Raw genomic sequence first — 16588 nt, 5'->3', positions numbered from 1 at the left:
GGCTGCACTCCAGCATCGACTATCAGACCCCCTATTACGCTCACCAACAGCTTCTTCCACTTAACGCCCTAAACTGTCCAGCGTAACTAGACCACCTCACTTCACCCCTATCACACTCACCAACAGCTTCTTCAACTTAGTGCCCTAAACTGTCCAGCGTAACTGGACCACCTCATTTTTACCTCAATTTACCCCTTTTGCGTAAGTCCTACCATCAATAGTTTAGAGTCAGGCGTGAATCCTATTACAAAACCGGTGGTCCAATTGGCCCCTTTGCAACATCTTACTTACCATGAGCTGGATATTCTGCATGCTTTACGGGGCTTCTGTGCCTTCTACGTAGTGATTTTCCATGCGAAATTTATTCTGTGGTCAGGAGGTCGGCAATACTTGCAGATGCATCCACGGTCAACCTGGGGAGGAATAGATTATCTGGCCTTCGGAACCGATATGCTGAGTTCAGCCGGATATGAAATGGTTATTTTCTTCTTTGTCCTATCCGGCTTCTTCATTCGGTATGCTCAACTGCGTAAGCACCGCAAGCCAATAGCTTTTTACATCAACCGGATTGTCCGCATTTATCCCCCTTTTCTGTTTGCTTCAGTGCTGGCAATAGTATGTCTGTGGTGCGTAGCACAAGGAGTGCCAACTGTATTAATAGTTAATGATGGCCGGGAACTAAATACTACGTTGGCTCAGGCCTGGCAGGAGCTCAATACCCTGAACTTAGGCGGAGTGGTACGTACGCTTGGTTTTATGCGGGTTGGTAACGTGTATATCGGGTATAATGATGTGTACTGGTCTTTGTTACCGGAAGCCATTTTTTATCTGGCGGTGCCATTGGCCTTCTGGCATATCCGGGCTTATTATGCTCTTTCTATGGCTTTTCACCTAGTAGGGTTACTCTGGACCCAGCATGGGTCGCTGGATCCGTTCACCAACTTTCTGCTAACGTATAATTTCTACTTCGCAGTAGGAGCTATGTTCTACGATGCGGTGGTGCGTACACCTTGGCTTACCTGGACCCGCCGGGTTCCTGGGTGGCTGCTGATGTTAATGATGTTGGGGCTTTTTGGGGTTTTGCTAGTATTGGCCGTACTCAAACTCAAACCCATATCCGGGCTGGTCGCTATTCTATTGGCGGTGTTGAGTATGTCCACGCTGTTGGCCGGTAAAATTTCCCCGAAAAACATAGTGATTCGCATACTTCATAAAGTTGGCGTTTTTAGTTTCTCTCTTTATCTCTATCATTTTCCATTACTGTTTCTGTGTTATGCCGGCTTGGTTTATCTGACGGGCGAAACAGTGTTTTACGCCCGTTACTATTGGCTCGCTCTGCCATTGGTAACATTGGCCTCCTATCTGCTTTACAGAGTTACTGAAAGGCCTTCCATTAATTACTTCCGCAAAGTGTAAAGTCACTTGCTGACAAGCAGAGGAGCAACTCAGGGCTCTACATTACATATCAACACACGCTTGCAAAAAGGTCGCTTCCGAACCGTCGGAGCGGCTTTTTTGCATTTATTGGGTTCATTAAAGACATATGCCTAGCAATCAACAGGTGAATAACAGGTTTAGGTCTGCCGTCGGCAGGTTGACAATCAGGTAATAAACTCTATTTTACCTACCCGAAAGTCCCCATCCTGTCTCTCATCCAACTTACCCTATTCCCACCGCTTATGATGCCTGTTCTTTACGCTGTGCCCGCTTTGGGCGTGTTAGCCCTCTTATATACCTGGATTCGCTCGGGCTGGGTGAGCCGCCAGGATGCCGGCGACGACCGCATGCGCACTATTGCCGGCTATATCGCCGACGGGGCTATTGCTTTTCTCAAAGCCGAATACCGGGTCATGGTTATTTTCGGCCTCATTGCGTCGGCCTTCCTGTTCTACCTGGGCAGCACTGGCGAAAAGTCGAGCCCGGTCATTGTTATTGCCTTTCTAATCGGGGGCGTGTTCTCGGCGTTGGCGGGCTTTATCGGGATGAAGATTGCCACTAAGGCCAACGTGCGCACGGCCCAGGCCGCCCGTACCAGCCTGAGCCGCGCGCTGAACGTGTCGTTCACCGCGGGCTCGGTGATGGGCATGGGCGTGGCCGGACTGGCCGTGATGGGCTTGGGCTCGTTGTTTATCGTGTTCTACCAGCTGTTTGTGGTGAGCAAGGGCGGTGGGGCCAATGGCATCGAAATGGAAACGGCCCTGGAAGTGCTGACGGGCTTTTCGCTCGGGGCCGAAAGCATTGCGCTGTTTGCCCGCGTGGGCGGCGGTATCTACACCAAGGCTGCCGACGTAGGCGCTGACCTTGTGGGGAAGGTGGAAGCCGGCATTCCCGAGGACGACCCCCGCAACCCTGCCACCATTGCCGATAACGTGGGTGACAACGTGGGCGACGTGGCCGGCATGGGGGCCGACCTGTTCGGTTCCTACGTGGCAACCATTCTGGCCACCATGGTGCTGGGGCGCGAAGTAATTGCCCGTGGCGACCAGTTCCAGGGCCTTTCGCCGATTCTACTGCCGATGGTGATTGCCGGAATGGGCATCGTTGCCTCGCTGATTGGCATTCTGCTGGTACGAGTAAAGGAAGGTGGCAACGTGCAGGCGGCCCTCAACTTCGGCAACTACGTCTCGGTGGCTGTGTCGGCGGTGGCTTCGTTCTTTATCATCCGCTGGATGCTGCCCACCGAAGACCTACTGATTCGTGGCGTCACGTTCAACGCCATGAACGTGTTCTGGGCCGTCGTCGTGGGGTTGGTTGTGGGCACGCTGATGAGTATTATCACCGAATACTACACCGCCATGGGTAAGCGGCCGGTACTAAGCATTGTGCGGCAAAGCTCCACGGGCCACGCCACTACCGTAATCGGCGGATTGGCTGTGGGCATGGAAAGCACGGTGCTCCCGATTCTGGTGCTGGCCGCCGGCATCATCCTCAGCTACGAGTGCGCCGGCCTCTACGGTGTGGCCATTGCGGCCGCCGGCATGATGGCTACCACCGCCATGCAGCTCGCCATCGACGCCTTCGGCCCTATTGCCGATAACGCTGGTGGCATTGCCGAAATGAGCGATTTACCGAAGGAAGTGCGCGAGCGGACCGATATTCTGGATGCCGTGGGTAATACCACCGCTGCTACCGGTAAGGGCTTCGCCATTGCCTCGGCGGCCCTTACGTCGTTGGCGTTGTTCGCGGCCTTTATGGGTACGGCCAACATTACGAGCATTGATATCAGTAATGCCCGGGTATTGGCCGGCTTGTTTGTGGGGGCCATGATTCCGTTCATCTTCTCGGCCCTGGCTATTTCGGCTGTGGGGCGGGCGGCCATGGCAATGGTGCAGGAAGTGCGGCGGCAATTTCGCGAGATTCCCGGTATTATGGAGGGCACCGGCCGGCCCGAGTATGAGAAGTGCGTGGATATTTCAACCCAGGCCGCCATCCGCGAGATGATGCTCCCGGGCGCTATTGCCCTGGTGGTGCCGGTGCTGGTGGGCTTTACCTTCGGGCCCGAAGTGCTGGGCGGCACGCTGGCCGGCGTAACGGTGAGCGGGGTGCTGATGGCCATGTTCCAGAGCAACGCCGGCGGGGCCTGGGACAATGCCAAGAAGTCGTTCGAGAAGGGCGTGATGATTGACGGCGTGATGCAATACAAGGGCTCCGAAGCCCACAAAGCCTCCGTCACGGGCGACACAGTGGGCGACCCATTCAAGGATACTTCGGGCCCGAGCATGAATATTCTTATCAAGCTCATGAGCATCGTGTCGCTGGTTATCGCCCCCCATATTGCGGCACCCGAGCGCGGCGTGGTCCAGCAGCTGGAAGCGCCCGCCACTCAGGTACGGGCCGCCGAACCAGCGCCTGCAGCCGTGCCCGCGCCCGTAACGGTGCGCCGGTGAGGGAGTAGCAGGAGGGAGGCAACTCGGAGAAACGCATTGTGTTGAGTGGGCTTAAGTTGAAGCGTTTATTCGCTTGTTCCTTGTTGTATGGCAACGAGGCGGTAGCGCTGCTTCAATTTCAGTGCGCTTAACATGACCAGCGCTTTGGCAACTAGCAGTGCTCGTCAGGCAGAAGCCGTTTTCCAACCCGAAAGCGGCTTTTCTGCTACCTTTGACGCGCCCACTCACCCAGGGCCCAACCCTAAACGGATGAACCCGGACCATATTTCGCTGCATAACAAGCAGTTTGAGCCGTATATGTCGGCCCAGGAGCTGACGGCTGCCATTGCTGATGTAGCGGCTCGTATCAACCAGGATTACGCCGGCCAGCAGCTGCTATTCGTCGTGGTGCTCAATGGCTCGTTCATGTTTGCTGCCGACCTGCTCAAGCACATCAGCCTGCCCTGCGAGGTCTGCTTTATTCGGGTGGCCTCGTACGCGGGCACCAGCAGCACCGGCGAGATAAAGGAAGTGCTGGGCCTGACCGAAGACCTGCAAGGCCGCCCGGTCGTGATTCTGGAAGACATCGTGGACACCGGCCATACCATGCGGATGCTCCTCGACACGCTCGGGGCCCAGCGGCCGGCGTCGTTGGAGGTAGCCACGCTTTTTCTCAAGCCTGAATGCCTGCAGCACGAGCTGACGCTGCGCTACGTGGGCCGCAGTATTCCTAACGACTTCATTGTGGGCTACGGCCTCGATTTCGACGGTTTGGGCCGCAATTATCCCGACGTGTACAAGGCCGTATAAGCCCCGGAGCAGCGCTGCCAGCTGGCTGAATCAGCCGCGTCGGGCTAGGGCCTTTGCCATTCCTTGCTTATATTTCCAGAACCCACCTGTTTTCTACTTTCCGCGTACTACTTCGCTACTCATGCTTAACCTCGTACTCTTCGGCCCTCCCGGGGCCGGTAAAGGCACGCAAAGCCAGAAGCTGATTGCCCGCTATAATCTGGTTCATCTGTCCACCGGCGACTTACTGCGGGCCCAGATCAGCCGGGGCACCGAACTGGGTCTGAAGGCCAAAAAGCTCATGGATGAGGGCCTGTTGGTACCCGACGAGGTGGTTATCGGCATGATTGGCTCGGCCCTGCAGGAAAACCAGCAAGCCGCCGGCTTTATCTTCGACGGCTTCCCGCGCACCGTGCCCCAAGCCGAAAGCCTCGACCGGCTGCTAGCTGCCCACCAAACCAAGGTGTCGTGCATGGTGGCTCTTGAAGTGAAAGAAGACGAACTAGTGAAGCGCCTGCTGGAACGCGGCAAAACCTCGGGCCGCCCTGATGACCAGGACGAAGCCAAAATCAGCAAGCGCGTAACGGTGTACAACACCGAAACGGCCCAGGTAGCCGGCTACTATGCCACCCAGAATAAATTTCACGCCCTGAACGGCATTGGGGCCATTGAGGATATTTTCGGCCAGATCTGTTCCATCCTCGACCAGCACCAGGTTGGCACTTCCGAAAATAGTACGCAGGCGACCAAGGAAGTAAAAGCGTAACTTTGTGGCCACTGCCCGTCTGGGCGGCGGCAGAATCCTTCTTCTGTCATCCTGCGCGAAGCGAAGGACCTTGTATCGCCAGTAGGATGGTGGCACAAGGTCCTTCGCTTCGCGCAGGATGACAGGTTTTTTTAGTGATGTCGGGTCTTCTATCTCCTGGCTTCTAACTCCTAGCTCCTCACGCATTGGCTTCCAATAACTTCATCGACTACGTCAAAATTAACTGCCGCTCGGGCAAAGGTGGGGCCGGTTCGCACCACTTCTTCCGGGCCAAGGGCCTGCCCAACGGCGGCCCCGACGGCGGCGACGGGGGCCGTGGCGGCCACATCATTCTCGAAGGCAGCTCCCAACTCTGGACCTTGCTGCACCTTCAGTACCGCAAGCACCTGATTGCCCAGGCCGGCGAAGGTGGCGGCGAAAACCTGCGCTCCGGTAAGCAGGGCGAGGATATCGTGATTCAGGTGCCGTTAGGTACGGTGGCCCGCGATGCCGAAACGGGCGAGAAGAAACTCGAAATTACGGAGGACGGCCAGCGCCTGATTCTAACGCCTGGCGGCCGGGGTGGCCTCGGCAACGACCACTTCAAGTCGGCCACCAACCAAGCTCCTAGCTACGCCCAGCCCGGCGAAGAGGGCATCGACGAGTGGGTGGTACTGGAACTCAAGCTGCTGGCCGACGTAGGTTTGGTGGGCTTCCCGAACGCGGGCAAAAGCACGCTGCTCTCGGTAGTGTCGGCCGCTACGCCTAAAATTGCTGATTACGCCTTTACCACCCTCACACCCAACCTCGGCGTGGTGGCCTACCGCGACTACAAATCGTTCGTGATGGCCGATATTCCGGGCATCATTGAGGGTGCGGCCGAGGGCAAGGGCCTGGGCCACCGCTTCCTGCGCCACGTCGAACGCAACTCCATCCTGCTGTTCATGATTGCTTGCGACTCGCCCGATATCAACGCCGAGTATCAGGTGCTGCTGAGTGAGTTGGAGCAGTTCAACCCCGAATTGCTGGACAAGCAGCGGCTGCTGGCCATCAGTAAGGCCGATATGCTCGACGAGGAGCTGGAAGCCGAAATCCGGGCTACGCTACCCACGGAGTTGCCAACCATCTTCATTTCCAGCCTGACCAACAAGAACATCCAGCCCCTGAAGGATATGATCTGGACGGCGTTGCACGCCGAGTAGGAGCTTTCCGCGCTACTTACCAGAAGTATAGGATAGCCGCCAGCAACGCATAGGCTAGCAATACCAGGTTTCTGGCCCGCCGAAGCGCCGCTACGGCGAAACTCAAACAGACGGGAAGGAGCAAAATCCACCCGATAAGCATGTGGTGGGCATACAAGGCGGCGGTTTGGTAATACCAGCCGCCGTCGCTCATGGCTTCTTCCGATCCGAAGGGGTAGCCGGCAATAGTGGTGGGATCTGCCACGAGGCCAATGACTACCCATTCGCGTAGGGTGCCTACAAGTAGTAGCAGCGTAAATGCCAGTCCTGGCAGCAGAAGCCACGGAAAAGGGGGCTGAGGGATAGAAGTAGGAACTGATTCGTGGGGAGTGACCATGCCCATAAAGAAAGGCAGCACAGGTTTGCAATCCAATCAGGAAAGTCGCTGAACCAACCAGCCGCCTTTCGCCGTTTGCTGTGCCAAACTGACAGCCAAACGGCCTTTGGCCTACTCCTTGCGCCCAGGCTCTTGCCTTTAGGCCAATCCAGTGAAAAACCCTTTTCGACGATATTTTACGACCATGTCTGACGACCAGCACTTGCCGCAAGACGACAATTTGACCGACTCCGCCGCTCCCGAAACCGGCGAAATGACCGACGAAACTGCTGACGCGCCAGCCTCCGAGGTATCGGCCACCAGCAATGAGTTGGCCGACCTCAAAGACAAGTACCTGCGCCTCGCGGCCGAGTTTGAGAATTACAAGCGTCGCACTTCCAAGGAGCGTACCGACCTGTTCAAAACTGCTAACCAGGAGTTGATGGTGGCTTTGCTCCCCGTGCTCGACGATTTTGACCGGGCCCGCCACCATACCAAGGATACGGAAGATGCCAACGCGGTGCGCGAGGCGGTGGATATTATCCAGAGCAAGATCCAGAAGACTTTGACTCAGAAGGGGCTAACTGCCATGGAGGTTAAAGGCACGGCCTTCGACCCTGAGCTGCATGAGGCGATTACCCAGATTCCGGCCCCGTCGGAAGACCTGAAGGGCAAAATTGTGGACGAGGTGGAGAAGGGCTACTATCTGGGCGACAAAGTAATTCGCCACGCCAAAGTAGTGTTGGGCCAGTAAAAATTAAGCTGAAATCTAACAGCCATTAGCTGTTAGATTTCATGCTGTTTGGTCGAAGACCGCGCATAGGTGCAACAACAGTGAGTAGCTCACGGATAGATACATGCCGCTTTCGACCTAATCATCAGTCGAAGACAGAAAGCAGAACAAAAGCTAACAGCTAGTAGCTGTCAGCTAATAGCTTAACAAACATGGCAACGAAGCGAGATTATTACGAAGTGCTGAGCGTAGCCAAAAACGCGGCCGGCGACGAGATTAAGAAGGCCTACCGCAAAGTGGCCATCAAATATCACCCCGACAAGAACCCCGACGACCCAACGGCCGAGGACAAGTTCAAGGAGGCGGCCGAGGCCTACGAAGTGCTCAGCAACGAGCAGAAGCGCGCCCGCTACGACCGGTACGGCCATCAGGCCGGCGGTGGCGGTGGCGGCGGTGGCCCCCAGAACATGGAGGACATCTTCAGTCAGTTCGGCGATATTTTCGGCGGTGGCGGCTTCGACAGCTTCTTTGGGGGCGGCCGCGGCCAGCAGGGCGGCCGGCGCGTGCGTAAGGGTTCCAACCTGCGCATCAAGCTCAAGCTCGACCTGGAGGAAGTCGCCAACGGGGTCGAGAAGAAGATCAAGGTGAAGCGCTACGTGGCCTGCGATACCTGCTCGGGTACGGGTGCCAAGAATGGTACCGACCTCAAAACCTGCGGTACCTGCAACGGCCAGGGTCAGGTGAAGCGGGTGGTGAACACCATGCTCGGCCAGATGGTGAGCGCCAGTACCTGCCCCACCTGCGAGGGCGAGGGCCAAGTGGTTACCAGCAAGTGCGACGTGTGCCACGGCGACGGCCGCCAGCTCCACGAGGAGGTAATTCCGATTAATATTCCGGCCGGCGTAGCCGAGGGCATGCAGCTGAGCATGACCGGCAAGGGCAACTTCCCCGAGCGGGGCGGCGTGCCCGGCGACCTGCTCATTCAGATTGAGGAGGAGGCCCACGAGCTGCTGCGCCGCGACGGCAATAACATCATGTTCGAGCAGTACATCTCGTTTGTGGATGCTGCGCTGGGCTCCAGTATCGAGGTGCCGACCATCGAGGGTAAAGTAAAAATCAAGGTAGAGCCGGGCACCCAGCCGGGCAAAATCCTGCGCCTGCGGGGTAAGGGTATCAAGGATATCAATGGCTACGGCCGTGGCGACCAGCTCATCCACCTCAACGTCTGGACCCCCAAGAACGTGAGCGGGGAGGAGCGGGAGCTGCTCGAGAAGCTGCGCGACTCGCGCAACTTCATGCCCAACCCCGGCAAAAACGACAAAGGTTTCTTCGAGAAAGTGAAGGAGTACTTTCAATAAGGGCCACGAATTAGCGCGAGTTTTCGCGGACTCAATGCCTTTGTTCTTCGGTTCACTGATTCATGTGGACGGAAACGCCTGCCTCGTCTGAGGTGGGCGTTTTTTATTTTCTCGCAGCGAATTATAGGGGGTTGCGAGAAAAATTTATGCTGATTTTGTAATGCTAGTCGGGAACGGCCGATACACGCTACAAAACCTCCCAGATGTCGTTTGCTCCCCTCGCGCCGGAATTCGTGGAACTGCTCAACGAGCACCAGCCCCAGTTGCGGCGGGTGGCGCGGCTGTACTGCCCCGATGCCGACGACCGCCAGGATTTGTATCAGGAAATTGTGCTGCAGTTGTGGCGAGCGTGGCCGCGCTATGAGGCCCGGCCCGAAGCTAAGGTGAGCACCTGGCTCTACCGGGTGGCCCTGAACGTCGCTATTTCCGACTTGCGCCGCCGCACCCGCCACCCGGCTGCCGACCGCCTGCTCGGCCCTGCGGCCCTGCCCGAGGTGCCAGTTCCCCCGCCCGAAGGTCCCGACCCCGACGACCTGGCCGAGCTCTACCGCGCCATTGCGCGCCTCTCCGATGTCGAAAAGACCTTCGTGCTGCTCTACCTGGAAGAAAAAACCTACGCTGAAATGGCCGATATCCTCGGTATCACCCCGAACAATGTGCGCGTAAAAATGCACCGCGTGCAAGACAAGCTTCGCCAACTGCTAACCCACCCCGCCTGATGGAACTCGACGATTTACGCCGCCAGTGGCAGGCGCAGCCTACAGGCCTGCCCGCTGATTCACCTCCCACTGAGCAGGCACTCCGCACGATACTCACTTCTTATGCCTCTTCCAACCCGCTGATTCAATTGAAAAAAAATGCTTCCCGGGAGCTGAAATTGATACTGGTGGGTATAGTGTTAATCGTCTTTGATGGGCTGATCTTCTTTCGGCATTCGGCCAAGATGCCGCTATTCGCAACAGGCATTTTAATAGTTCTTTGTCTGGTGGGGACGATTGTGTACCAGCGGCGGAAACTTATCCACCAGATGGAGCAGCAGCACGACGATTTGCACCACTTTCTGAGTAGCCGGATTGGCAGATTCCGGTACCTGATGCGCCTGCACGATTATGTAGGCGTAGTTACCTTAGTGCTGATAGTAGGAATGGGAGTGGTAGTCCGTTGGGCTGACATACGGGCTTACCTCACGCCTGTGCATCCCGATTGGAACTGGCATATAATTGCAGTTGGGGCTGGAGCAATCGTTTTGCTAATTCTGATTTACACCGTCTACGTAATGGGCCAGAGGGAGCACCAGCGTCGTCACGGCCGCTACCTCGACCAACTGGAGGCCGCCTTGCGCGAGTTGCGGGACTAAAGCGCCCGGTTCGTTGAAATCTGCTTCGGCAGTATATAGAAAACGCTACATTAGACCTTCCAACCTTTCTATTCCTCTCTGTGCAACCAATCTTACAAGCCCTGAACGTCCGCAAGACCTACGGCGACCATGTTGCCCTGAACGATGTGAGCCTGGAAATTCCGGAGCGCAGCATTTTCGGGTTGCTGGGCCCCAATGGAGCCGGCAAAACGTCGCTTATCCGCATCATCACCCAAATAACTGGGGCCGATGAGGGCGAAATCCGCATTCGGGGCGAGCGGCTGGCCCCCCGCCACATTGCTGAAATTGGTTACCTGCCCGAGGAGCGGGGCCTCTACAAGAAGATGAAGGTGGGCGAGCAGCTGCTCTACCTGGCCCGCCTCAAGGGGCTGAGCCGCGTCGAGGCCACTCAGCGCATCAAGGCCTGGCTCCAGCGCCTCGACCTGACGCCCTGGGCCGAGAAGAACGTGGAGGACCTTAGCAAGGGCATGCAGCAGAAGGTGCAGTTCATTGCCACCGTGCTGCACGAGCCCAAAATCATCATCCTCGACGAGCCGTTTTCGGGTTTCGACCCCATCAACGCCAACCTCATCAAAGACGAAATTCTGGCCTTGCGCGACAAAGGCGCGACCATTATTTTCTCGACTCACCGCATGGAATCGGTGGAGGAAATGTGCGACAATATTGCCCTCATCAACCGCAGCCGCAAGGTGCTCGATGGCCCGGTAGGAGCGGTGAGGGACACGTTTCGCACCCAAACCTACTCCGTGGAAGGCAAGGGCCGCCTGATGATTGTGCATCCCGATTTTGAAGTGCTGGAGCACAATGAGCGCGAAAACGGCCATTTCCACGACATCATTCGGCTGCACGCGGGCACCACGCCCAACGATTTGCTGCGCTACCTGATCGGCAACGTGGAGGTGCAGGCCTTCCGGGAGCTGATTCCGAGCATCAACGAAATCTTCATCCGGAGGGTGCGCGAAACAATGCCCGAAACGCTGATGGAAGAGCCCGTAATGCCCTAGCACGGAGCAAGTAGGATAAAGACCGCCAGGCGAAGCGCAACAAAGCGCAATGGTCTTTTCTCCATCGAAAACTCCCCGCTTGGGCGTCAGCTCAGCAACCCCGTTCCCACTCTTTCCAGATTTCAAGTCCCCACGATATGCCTTCCAATTTTTGGCTCATTACCCAGCGCGAATACCTGACCAGGGTAAAAAAGCGCAGCTTCCTGATTCTAACTCTGCTGGTGCCGGTAATTATTGCCGCCTTCGGCTTTTTCATCGTCAAGATTGCCACTTCCGACAACGAGACGCAGGAAACAGTGCAGGTGCTCGATAAGAGCGGGCAGAACCTGGGCCAGCGCCTGGTAAACTCCCCACAAATGCATTTCAGGCCTGTGGCTGGCAATCTGGAGGAAGTGAAAAAACAATACCTCAAATCGGAGGATGACGGGCTGCTCTACCTGCCGGCGGGTCTGAGCCTGGCAACCCCGAACGGCGTGCAGCTTTATGCCAAAGGCAACGTAAGCATCCGCAAGCAACGGGCCGTAGAAGACGCCCTCGACAAGCTGTTTTCGGAGGATAAGATGAAGGCTTCGGGCCTCTCGCAGGAGAAGCTCGACGCGTTGAAAACGGATATCAACGTGGCCAGCATCAACCTCGATGAGAGCGGGAAGGAGAAAAACAGCAACGCCTTAGCGACTTCCGGCATCGCCTATGCCCTGGCCCTGCTGATTTACGCGTTCATCTTCATGTACGGCGTCCAGATTATGCGTGGGGTGGGGGAGGAGAAGTCGAGCCGGATAATGGAAGTCATGCTTTCATCCGTGAAACCGTTTGAGCTGATGATGGGCAAAATTATCGGTATCGCGGCCGTGGGCCTCACCCAGTTTCTGCTTTGGGGCATTCTGTCGGTTGGGGCTACTTCGGCCATAACGGCCATCTTCGCCGATAAACTAACGGCGCCTAAAACCGAAACGGCTGCTACTACCGCCACCTCCGCCGATGCCGACCAAGCCGCTGCCGCCGCCGTGGGCCGGCAGGTAACCAGCGCCGATGGGTCGGCGGCCGCTACGCCGGCCGCTGCCGTTTCCGAGCGGTTTGGCGTGTTCAAGGCCTTGCGCGGGCTGCCACTGGGCATGATTGCCTTCGGGTTCGTGATTTATTTCCTGGGTGGCTACCTGCTCTATGGGGCGCTGTTCGGGGCCATTGGGGCGGCCGTGGATGACCAGACCGATACCCAGCAGTTCATGTTCCCGATTACGATGCCCCTGATTCTGAGCTATATTATCGGCGTGAGCGTAATCCTGCGCAACCCCGATGGCCCGGTCGCTTTTTGGATGTCGATGATTCCGTTCACCTCGCCCATTGCCATGGTGATTCGGCTGCCGTTCGGGGTGCCAATGTGGCAACTGGCCCTCTCCATTGGGCTGCTCATTATCGGTTTCATCGGCACGGTGTGGGTGGCGGCCCGCATCTACCGCGTGGGCGTACTCATGTACGGCAAGAAAATCACATACCGCGAGCTGTCGAAGTGGCTGTTTTATAAAGGCTAGCAGAACCCTGCGCCCGTTGCTGCGAAACCACCGCGTCCGCTGCGGGCTAAGTCGTTGCTACGATTTCAGCCCCGCAGCGGACGCGGTGGTTTCGCAGCAACGGGCGCAGTGGCAGACGTATCTTTGATGTATGCGCGTTCTACTTTTCCTGTTCCTGCTCTTGAGCCCCGCCCTGTATGCCCAGGACCGGCCCGCTTATCGCCTGTTTACGGCCGCTGGCCAGCCGGTGGCCTACGAGCCAATGCTGCAGAAACTGGCCGCCGCCGACGTGGTGTTTTTCGGTGAGCAGCACAACGACCCGCTGGCCCACTGGCTGGAACTGCAGCTCACCAAGGATTTACTGCGCCTGAAACAGGGCCAGCTGGTGCTGGGCCTGGAGATGTTCGAGCGCGACGTACAGCCCCTAGTGGACCAATTTGCCACTGGCGAGCTGACTGATGACGCCTTCGAAGCCGCCAGCCGCCCCTGGCCCAACTACGCCACCGACTACCGCCCGTTGTTGCACCTGGCGCGGCAGCAGAAATTCCGGGTAGTGGGCACCAACGTGCCGCGGCGCTATGCCTCGTTGGTGGCCAAAGGCAACCTTACGGCCCTCGACACGCTCAATGCCACCACCAAAACCTGGCTGCCTCCGCTGCCGCTGAAAGTGGATTACGAGCTGCCCGGATACAAGAACATGGTGAAGATGTTTGGAGGCGACGCGGCCCACGCCGCTGGGGTACAGAACATCATCCAAGCCCAGGCTCTCAAGGATGCGGGCATGGCTTTTTTCCTGAACCAGGCCCGCCCCGATGGCTACCTGCTGCTCCACCTCAACGGCAGCTACCACTCCGACAACCACGACGGTATTCTGGCCTACCTGCGCCAGCAGAACCCCCGCCTGAAGGTGCTCACCATCAGCACCGTTTTGCAGGAGCAGCTTGGTAAACTGAACAAAGAAAATCAGCAAAAAGCCGACTTCGTGCTGGTGGTGCCAGCCGACATGACTAAGACATATTGAGTTGGCTCCTGCCCGGGTTGAAGCTATCGGCGCTAATTGGATTCCGGCTGTCCGACTTCGGAGCACTGGGCCTCAGTTCTGGCGGCTTTGACCCGGCATCGGGCAACATTATAAACTCCTGCTCTATCTTGGTGGCTGGCGGGCGGGTCTTCGCTCCGCATTACTGCTCTCCTTCATGATTTCGACCCACGACCCTAGCGGGCTACCCGCCGCCGCCGACCTGCAACGCTTGGCTCAGGCCCTGGCCATGCTCGACGCTATAAACTCGCCCGATCCTGAGTACCGCTACTACACCTACAACGCGGCCTGGAGCGAAGGCGAGCAACTGCTGGAAATGAACGACGGCGAAGGCGACCAGATGCTGGTGCTGTTCCGGCCCGAGGGCTGCTGCATCAACGGCTTTCTGGCCGGCTACGACCAGCCCGAAAAAACCAGCATAACCCGGGGCCTGCCCGCCGCCTTCGATGAGTTTATCTTCGGCGAGCCGGTGCAGTCCATCGGGACCACCTTCTGCCTGTGGTACACGCCCGCCCACGGCTGGCAAACCGGCCTGGTAGACCAGGACGACGACGACGGCTCGGAAGACCTACTGGCCATTTTCGACCAGGACCCCGAAACCTACGCCGACTGGGCCAATGGATACTACCTCGACGAAACCGAGCGCGAACCCCTCGAAACCGAGGACGTGGCCCGTTTCTACCAGTACGAACCCCTCAGCCAAGCCACCGCCCACGCCCTTAATACCGACCTGTCTGACTGGGCCCAGCTGGCCGCCGAAGCCGAAATAATCGGCTACCCACACGAGTTGTAACAGCCGTGCTGGGTGCACCATCTTGGATGCGCCAATGGCTTACTAGGGCTACTCGCTCATGCTCAGCTACAACGAGTACCCCCGGGCCAACTCCGTGAACGCTGCCACCTGCCGTTGCTGCCAAGCGGCATCGTGGCCCAACTCCCGGGCCAGCAGTTCGGCCACGACCGGCGCGGCGCGGATGGCGGCTTGGGCATCCAGAAACAACAGTCTAACCCGGCGGGCCAGTACGTCCTCCACGGTGCGAGCCAACTCGGAGCGGGCAGCCCATACTACTTCGGCCCGCGTGAAGTCGAACGATGGGTCGAGCTTCTCGGCCAGATCAGGTTCTGAGGCCATAAGCTGGCGCAGGGCCGGGGCGTCGGTGCCGTAGGCGGCCAGGAGTGCTTGGTGGTCGGGCGTGGGCTGGGCTCCGTGGATAAGCTGGCGGGCTGTGCGGCTGGAGGCGGCAGGCAGTAGGCCAAGCGCCACGGCGCGGTCTACGGCGTCTTCGGCCATGCGGCGGTAAGTGGTCCATTTGCCGCCCGTGATGGTCAGCAGGCCGCTTTCGGAAACGATGATTTTATGGCTGCGCGAAATTTCCTTGGTGCTGGTTGCGCCTTTGGTGGGGGCCGCCAGGGGGCGCAGACCGGCGAATACGCTCAGCACATCGGCCCGGCCAGGGGCACGGGTGAGGTAGCGGCCGGCGGTGCGCAGGATGAAGTCGATTTCTGCCTCCTGGGCCCGGGGTTCGGCGCTGGCGGCGGGCAGGGGAGTATCGGTGGTGCCGAGCAGTACCCGGCCCTGCCAGGGCACGGCGAACAGCACCCGGCCGTCGTCGGTCTTCGGAATCATCAGCGCGTCGGGGCCGGGCAGAAAATCGCGGCTCACCACCAGATGCACACCCTGGCTTGGCTGCACTAAGGGGCGGGCGGCGGGCTCATCGAGGCGCAGCACCTCATCGACAAACACGCCGGTGGCATTCACCACTACTTTGGCCCGTAACTCGTAGATGCTGTCGGTTTCTTGGTCGATGGCTTCCGCACCGCACAAGCGGCCGGCGGCGTCTTTGCGCAGGGCCGTTACGGCGCAGTGGTTGAGGGCCGTGCCGCCGGCTTCCAGAATAGTCTGGGCCAGGTTCACAGCCAGGCGGGCATCGTCGAACTGGCCATCGTGGTAAAGCACGCCCCCGCGCAGACCCGTGCGGCACAGGTTGCCGAGGCGGCGCAGTGTTTCGGCGCGGCCCAGATGGCGCGAGTCGCCGAAGCTGCGGCGGCCGGCCAGCCAATCGTAGAGTTTGAGGCCGATGGTATAGAATGGGCCGCCCCACCAACTGTAATTTGGAATGACGAAGTCCTGGTTTTCGACGAGATGCGGGGCGTTTTGCAGTAGCAGTCCTCGCTCGTGCAGGGCCTCGCGCACTAGCCCCACATCGCCCTGGGCCAGATAGCGCACGCCCCCGTGCACGAGCTTGGTGCTGCGGCTGCTGGTGCCCTTGGCAAAATCGTCGCGCTCCAATAGCAGCGTGCGGTAGCCCCGGCTCAGCCCATCAAGCGCCACGCCCAGCCCCGTCGCTCCGCCCCCGATAACGAGTAAATCCCACTCGGGCTGGCTGCTGAGCCGGGCTAGTAGGGTAGGGCGGTGGAAATAGGACATGGGGTTTTTGATGTGGGTGGAATGTGAGGTGGCTATGATGCAGAAAGAGCGGTCATCCTGAGCGCTGCCAGAGCAGCTTTACTGCTTCGTTCAACGGTGCACCTCACCCCGGCCCCCTCTCCGAAAAAGGAGAGGGGGAGCCAGAAAAAACGGTGCAGGATTACTTGAGCAAGAACAATGACA

Annotated in this window: 15 protein-coding genes; 13 read left to right on the top strand and 2 right to left on the bottom strand. The window is 58.3% G+C overall.

From position 1 onward, the window contains the following. Positions 1–273 precede the first annotated feature (273 nt). From CDA63_RS13775 to obgE, 5 genes are all read left to right on the top strand, one after another. Entirely contained in the window at positions 274–1416 is a 1143-nt protein-coding gene (locus CDA63_RS13775; protein ID WP_165768302.1) for an acyltransferase family protein, read from the top strand. 263 nt (positions 1417–1679) lie between these two features. Further along, positions 1680–3887: a sodium-translocating pyrophosphatase gene (locus CDA63_RS13770; RefSeq protein WP_088465040.1), complete on the top strand. Its 2208-nt coding sequence runs from the start codon at positions 1680–1682 to the stop codon at positions 3885–3887. A gap of 249 nt (positions 3888–4136) precedes the next feature. Next, positions 4137–4676, top strand: a complete 540-nt coding sequence (gene hpt, locus CDA63_RS13765) for a hypoxanthine phosphoribosyltransferase (protein ID WP_088465039.1) — start codon at positions 4137–4139, stop codon at positions 4674–4676. Between the two features lie 121 nt (positions 4677–4797). After that, the gene (locus CDA63_RS13760) at positions 4798–5421 is read left to right on the top strand and encodes an adenylate kinase (RefSeq protein WP_088465038.1); all 624 of its coding nucleotides are present in this window, start codon (positions 4798–4800) and stop codon (positions 5419–5421) included. A 185-nt stretch (positions 5422–5606) separates the two neighbouring features. After that, positions 5607–6602, top strand: a complete 996-nt coding sequence (gene obgE, locus CDA63_RS13755; protein ID WP_088465037.1) for a GTPase ObgE — start codon at positions 5607–5609, stop codon at positions 6600–6602. Positions 6603–6618: 16 nt separating this feature from the next. On the opposite strand, the gene CDA63_RS21130 is transcribed toward obgE, so the two are convergent. Further along, a complete protein-coding gene (locus CDA63_RS21130; RefSeq protein WP_206780460.1) occupies positions 6619–6978 on the bottom strand; it encodes a hypothetical protein in 360 nt (119 codons plus the stop codon). A gap of 184 nt (positions 6979–7162) precedes the next feature. Here CDA63_RS21130 and CDA63_RS13745 point away from each other — a divergent pair, with 184 nt between their 5' ends. The 8 genes from CDA63_RS13745 to CDA63_RS13710 all read left to right on the top strand — a co-directional run bounded on the left by CDA63_RS13745 (position 7163) and on the right by CDA63_RS13710 (position 14770). Further along, positions 7163–7711 (top strand): nucleotide exchange factor GrpE, encoded by a 549-nt coding sequence (locus tag CDA63_RS13745; protein ID WP_088465035.1) that lies wholly within the window; start codon positions 7163–7165, stop codon positions 7709–7711. Between the two features lie 191 nt (positions 7712–7902). Beyond that, positions 7903–9048, top strand: coding sequence for a molecular chaperone DnaJ (gene dnaJ / locus CDA63_RS13740; RefSeq protein WP_088465034.1), 1146 nt, complete (start codon positions 7903–7905; stop codon positions 9046–9048). A 203-nt stretch (positions 9049–9251) separates the two neighbouring features. Next, a complete protein-coding gene (locus tag CDA63_RS13735) occupies positions 9252–9767 on the top strand; it encodes an RNA polymerase sigma factor (RefSeq protein ID WP_088465033.1) in 516 nt (171 codons plus the stop codon). Continuing rightward, on the top strand, positions 9767–10405 hold the full coding sequence (locus tag CDA63_RS13730; protein WP_088465032.1) for a hypothetical protein: 639 nt from the start codon (positions 9767–9769) through the stop codon (positions 10403–10405). Before CDA63_RS13735 ends, CDA63_RS13730 begins: the two co-directional genes overlap by 1 nt. Before the next feature lie 80 nt (positions 10406–10485). Beyond that, positions 10486–11430 carry an ABC transporter ATP-binding protein gene (locus CDA63_RS13725; protein ID WP_088465031.1) on the top strand — a complete coding sequence of 315 codons (945 nt, stop codon included), beginning with the start codon at positions 10486–10488 and terminating at the stop codon, positions 11428–11430. A gap of 137 nt (positions 11431–11567) precedes the next feature. Then, entirely contained in the window at positions 11568–12959 is a 1392-nt protein-coding gene (locus tag CDA63_RS13720) for an ABC transporter permease (protein WP_088465030.1), read from the top strand. A 130-nt stretch (positions 12960–13089) separates the two neighbouring features. Continuing rightward, positions 13090–13959 carry a ChaN family lipoprotein gene (locus CDA63_RS13715; RefSeq protein ID WP_088465029.1) on the top strand — a complete coding sequence of 290 codons (870 nt, stop codon included), beginning with the start codon at positions 13090–13092 and terminating at the stop codon, positions 13957–13959. Between the two features lie 175 nt (positions 13960–14134). Beyond that, the gene (locus tag CDA63_RS13710) at positions 14135–14770 is read left to right on the top strand and encodes a hypothetical protein (RefSeq protein ID WP_088465028.1); all 636 of its coding nucleotides are present in this window, start codon (positions 14135–14137) and stop codon (positions 14768–14770) included. A 66-nt stretch (positions 14771–14836) separates the two neighbouring features. On the opposite strand, the gene CDA63_RS13705 is transcribed toward CDA63_RS13710, so the two are convergent. Next, entirely contained in the window at positions 14837–16405 is a 1569-nt protein-coding gene (locus CDA63_RS13705; RefSeq protein WP_088465027.1) for a glycerol-3-phosphate dehydrogenase/oxidase, read from the bottom strand. Positions 16406–16588 lie beyond the last annotated feature (183 nt).

It is taken from the genome of Hymenobacter amundsenii, from assembly GCF_002204745.1.
GTDB classification, from domain to species: domain Bacteria; phylum Bacteroidota; class Bacteroidia; order Cytophagales; family Hymenobacteraceae; genus Hymenobacter; species Hymenobacter amundsenii.
The sequence above is the reverse complement of the archived record's forward strand: the minus strand, read 5'-3'. Positions and strand labels throughout refer to the sequence as shown.

Excerpts from the sequence above, each read along its gene's own strand:
- CDA63_RS21130 (WP_206780460.1), bottom strand. The coding sequence starts at position 6,978 with ATGGTCACTCCCCACGAATCAGTTCCTACTTCTATCCCTCAGCCCCCT.
- CDA63_RS13710 (WP_088465028.1), top strand. The coding sequence starts at position 14,135 with ATGATTTCGACCCACGACCCTAGCGGGCTACCCGCCGCCGCCGACCTG.
- dnaJ (WP_088465034.1), top strand. The coding sequence starts at position 7,903 with ATGGCAACGAAGCGAGATTATTACGAAGTGCTGAGCGTAGCCAAAAAC.
- CDA63_RS13730 (WP_088465032.1), top strand. The coding sequence starts at position 9,767 with ATGGAACTCGACGATTTACGCCGCCAGTGGCAGGCGCAGCCTACAGGC.
- CDA63_RS13760 (WP_088465038.1), top strand. The coding sequence starts at position 4,798 with ATGCTTAACCTCGTACTCTTCGGCCCTCCCGGGGCCGGTAAAGGCACG.
- CDA63_RS13720 (WP_088465030.1), top strand. The coding sequence starts at position 11,568 with ATGCCTTCCAATTTTTGGCTCATTACCCAGCGCGAATACCTGACCAGG.
- CDA63_RS13745 (WP_088465035.1), top strand. The coding sequence starts at position 7,163 with ATGTCTGACGACCAGCACTTGCCGCAAGACGACAATTTGACCGACTCC.
- CDA63_RS13705 (WP_088465027.1), bottom strand. The coding sequence starts at position 16,405 with ATGTCCTATTTCCACCGCCCTACCCTACTAGCCCGGCTCAGCAGCCAG.
- hpt (WP_088465039.1), top strand. The coding sequence starts at position 4,137 with ATGAACCCGGACCATATTTCGCTGCATAACAAGCAGTTTGAGCCGTAT.
- CDA63_RS13735 (WP_088465033.1), top strand. The coding sequence starts at position 9,252 with ATGTCGTTTGCTCCCCTCGCGCCGGAATTCGTGGAACTGCTCAACGAG.
- CDA63_RS13770 (WP_088465040.1), top strand. The coding sequence starts at position 1,680 with ATGATGCCTGTTCTTTACGCTGTGCCCGCTTTGGGCGTGTTAGCCCTC.
- CDA63_RS13715 (WP_088465029.1), top strand. The coding sequence starts at position 13,090 with ATGCGCGTTCTACTTTTCCTGTTCCTGCTCTTGAGCCCCGCCCTGTAT.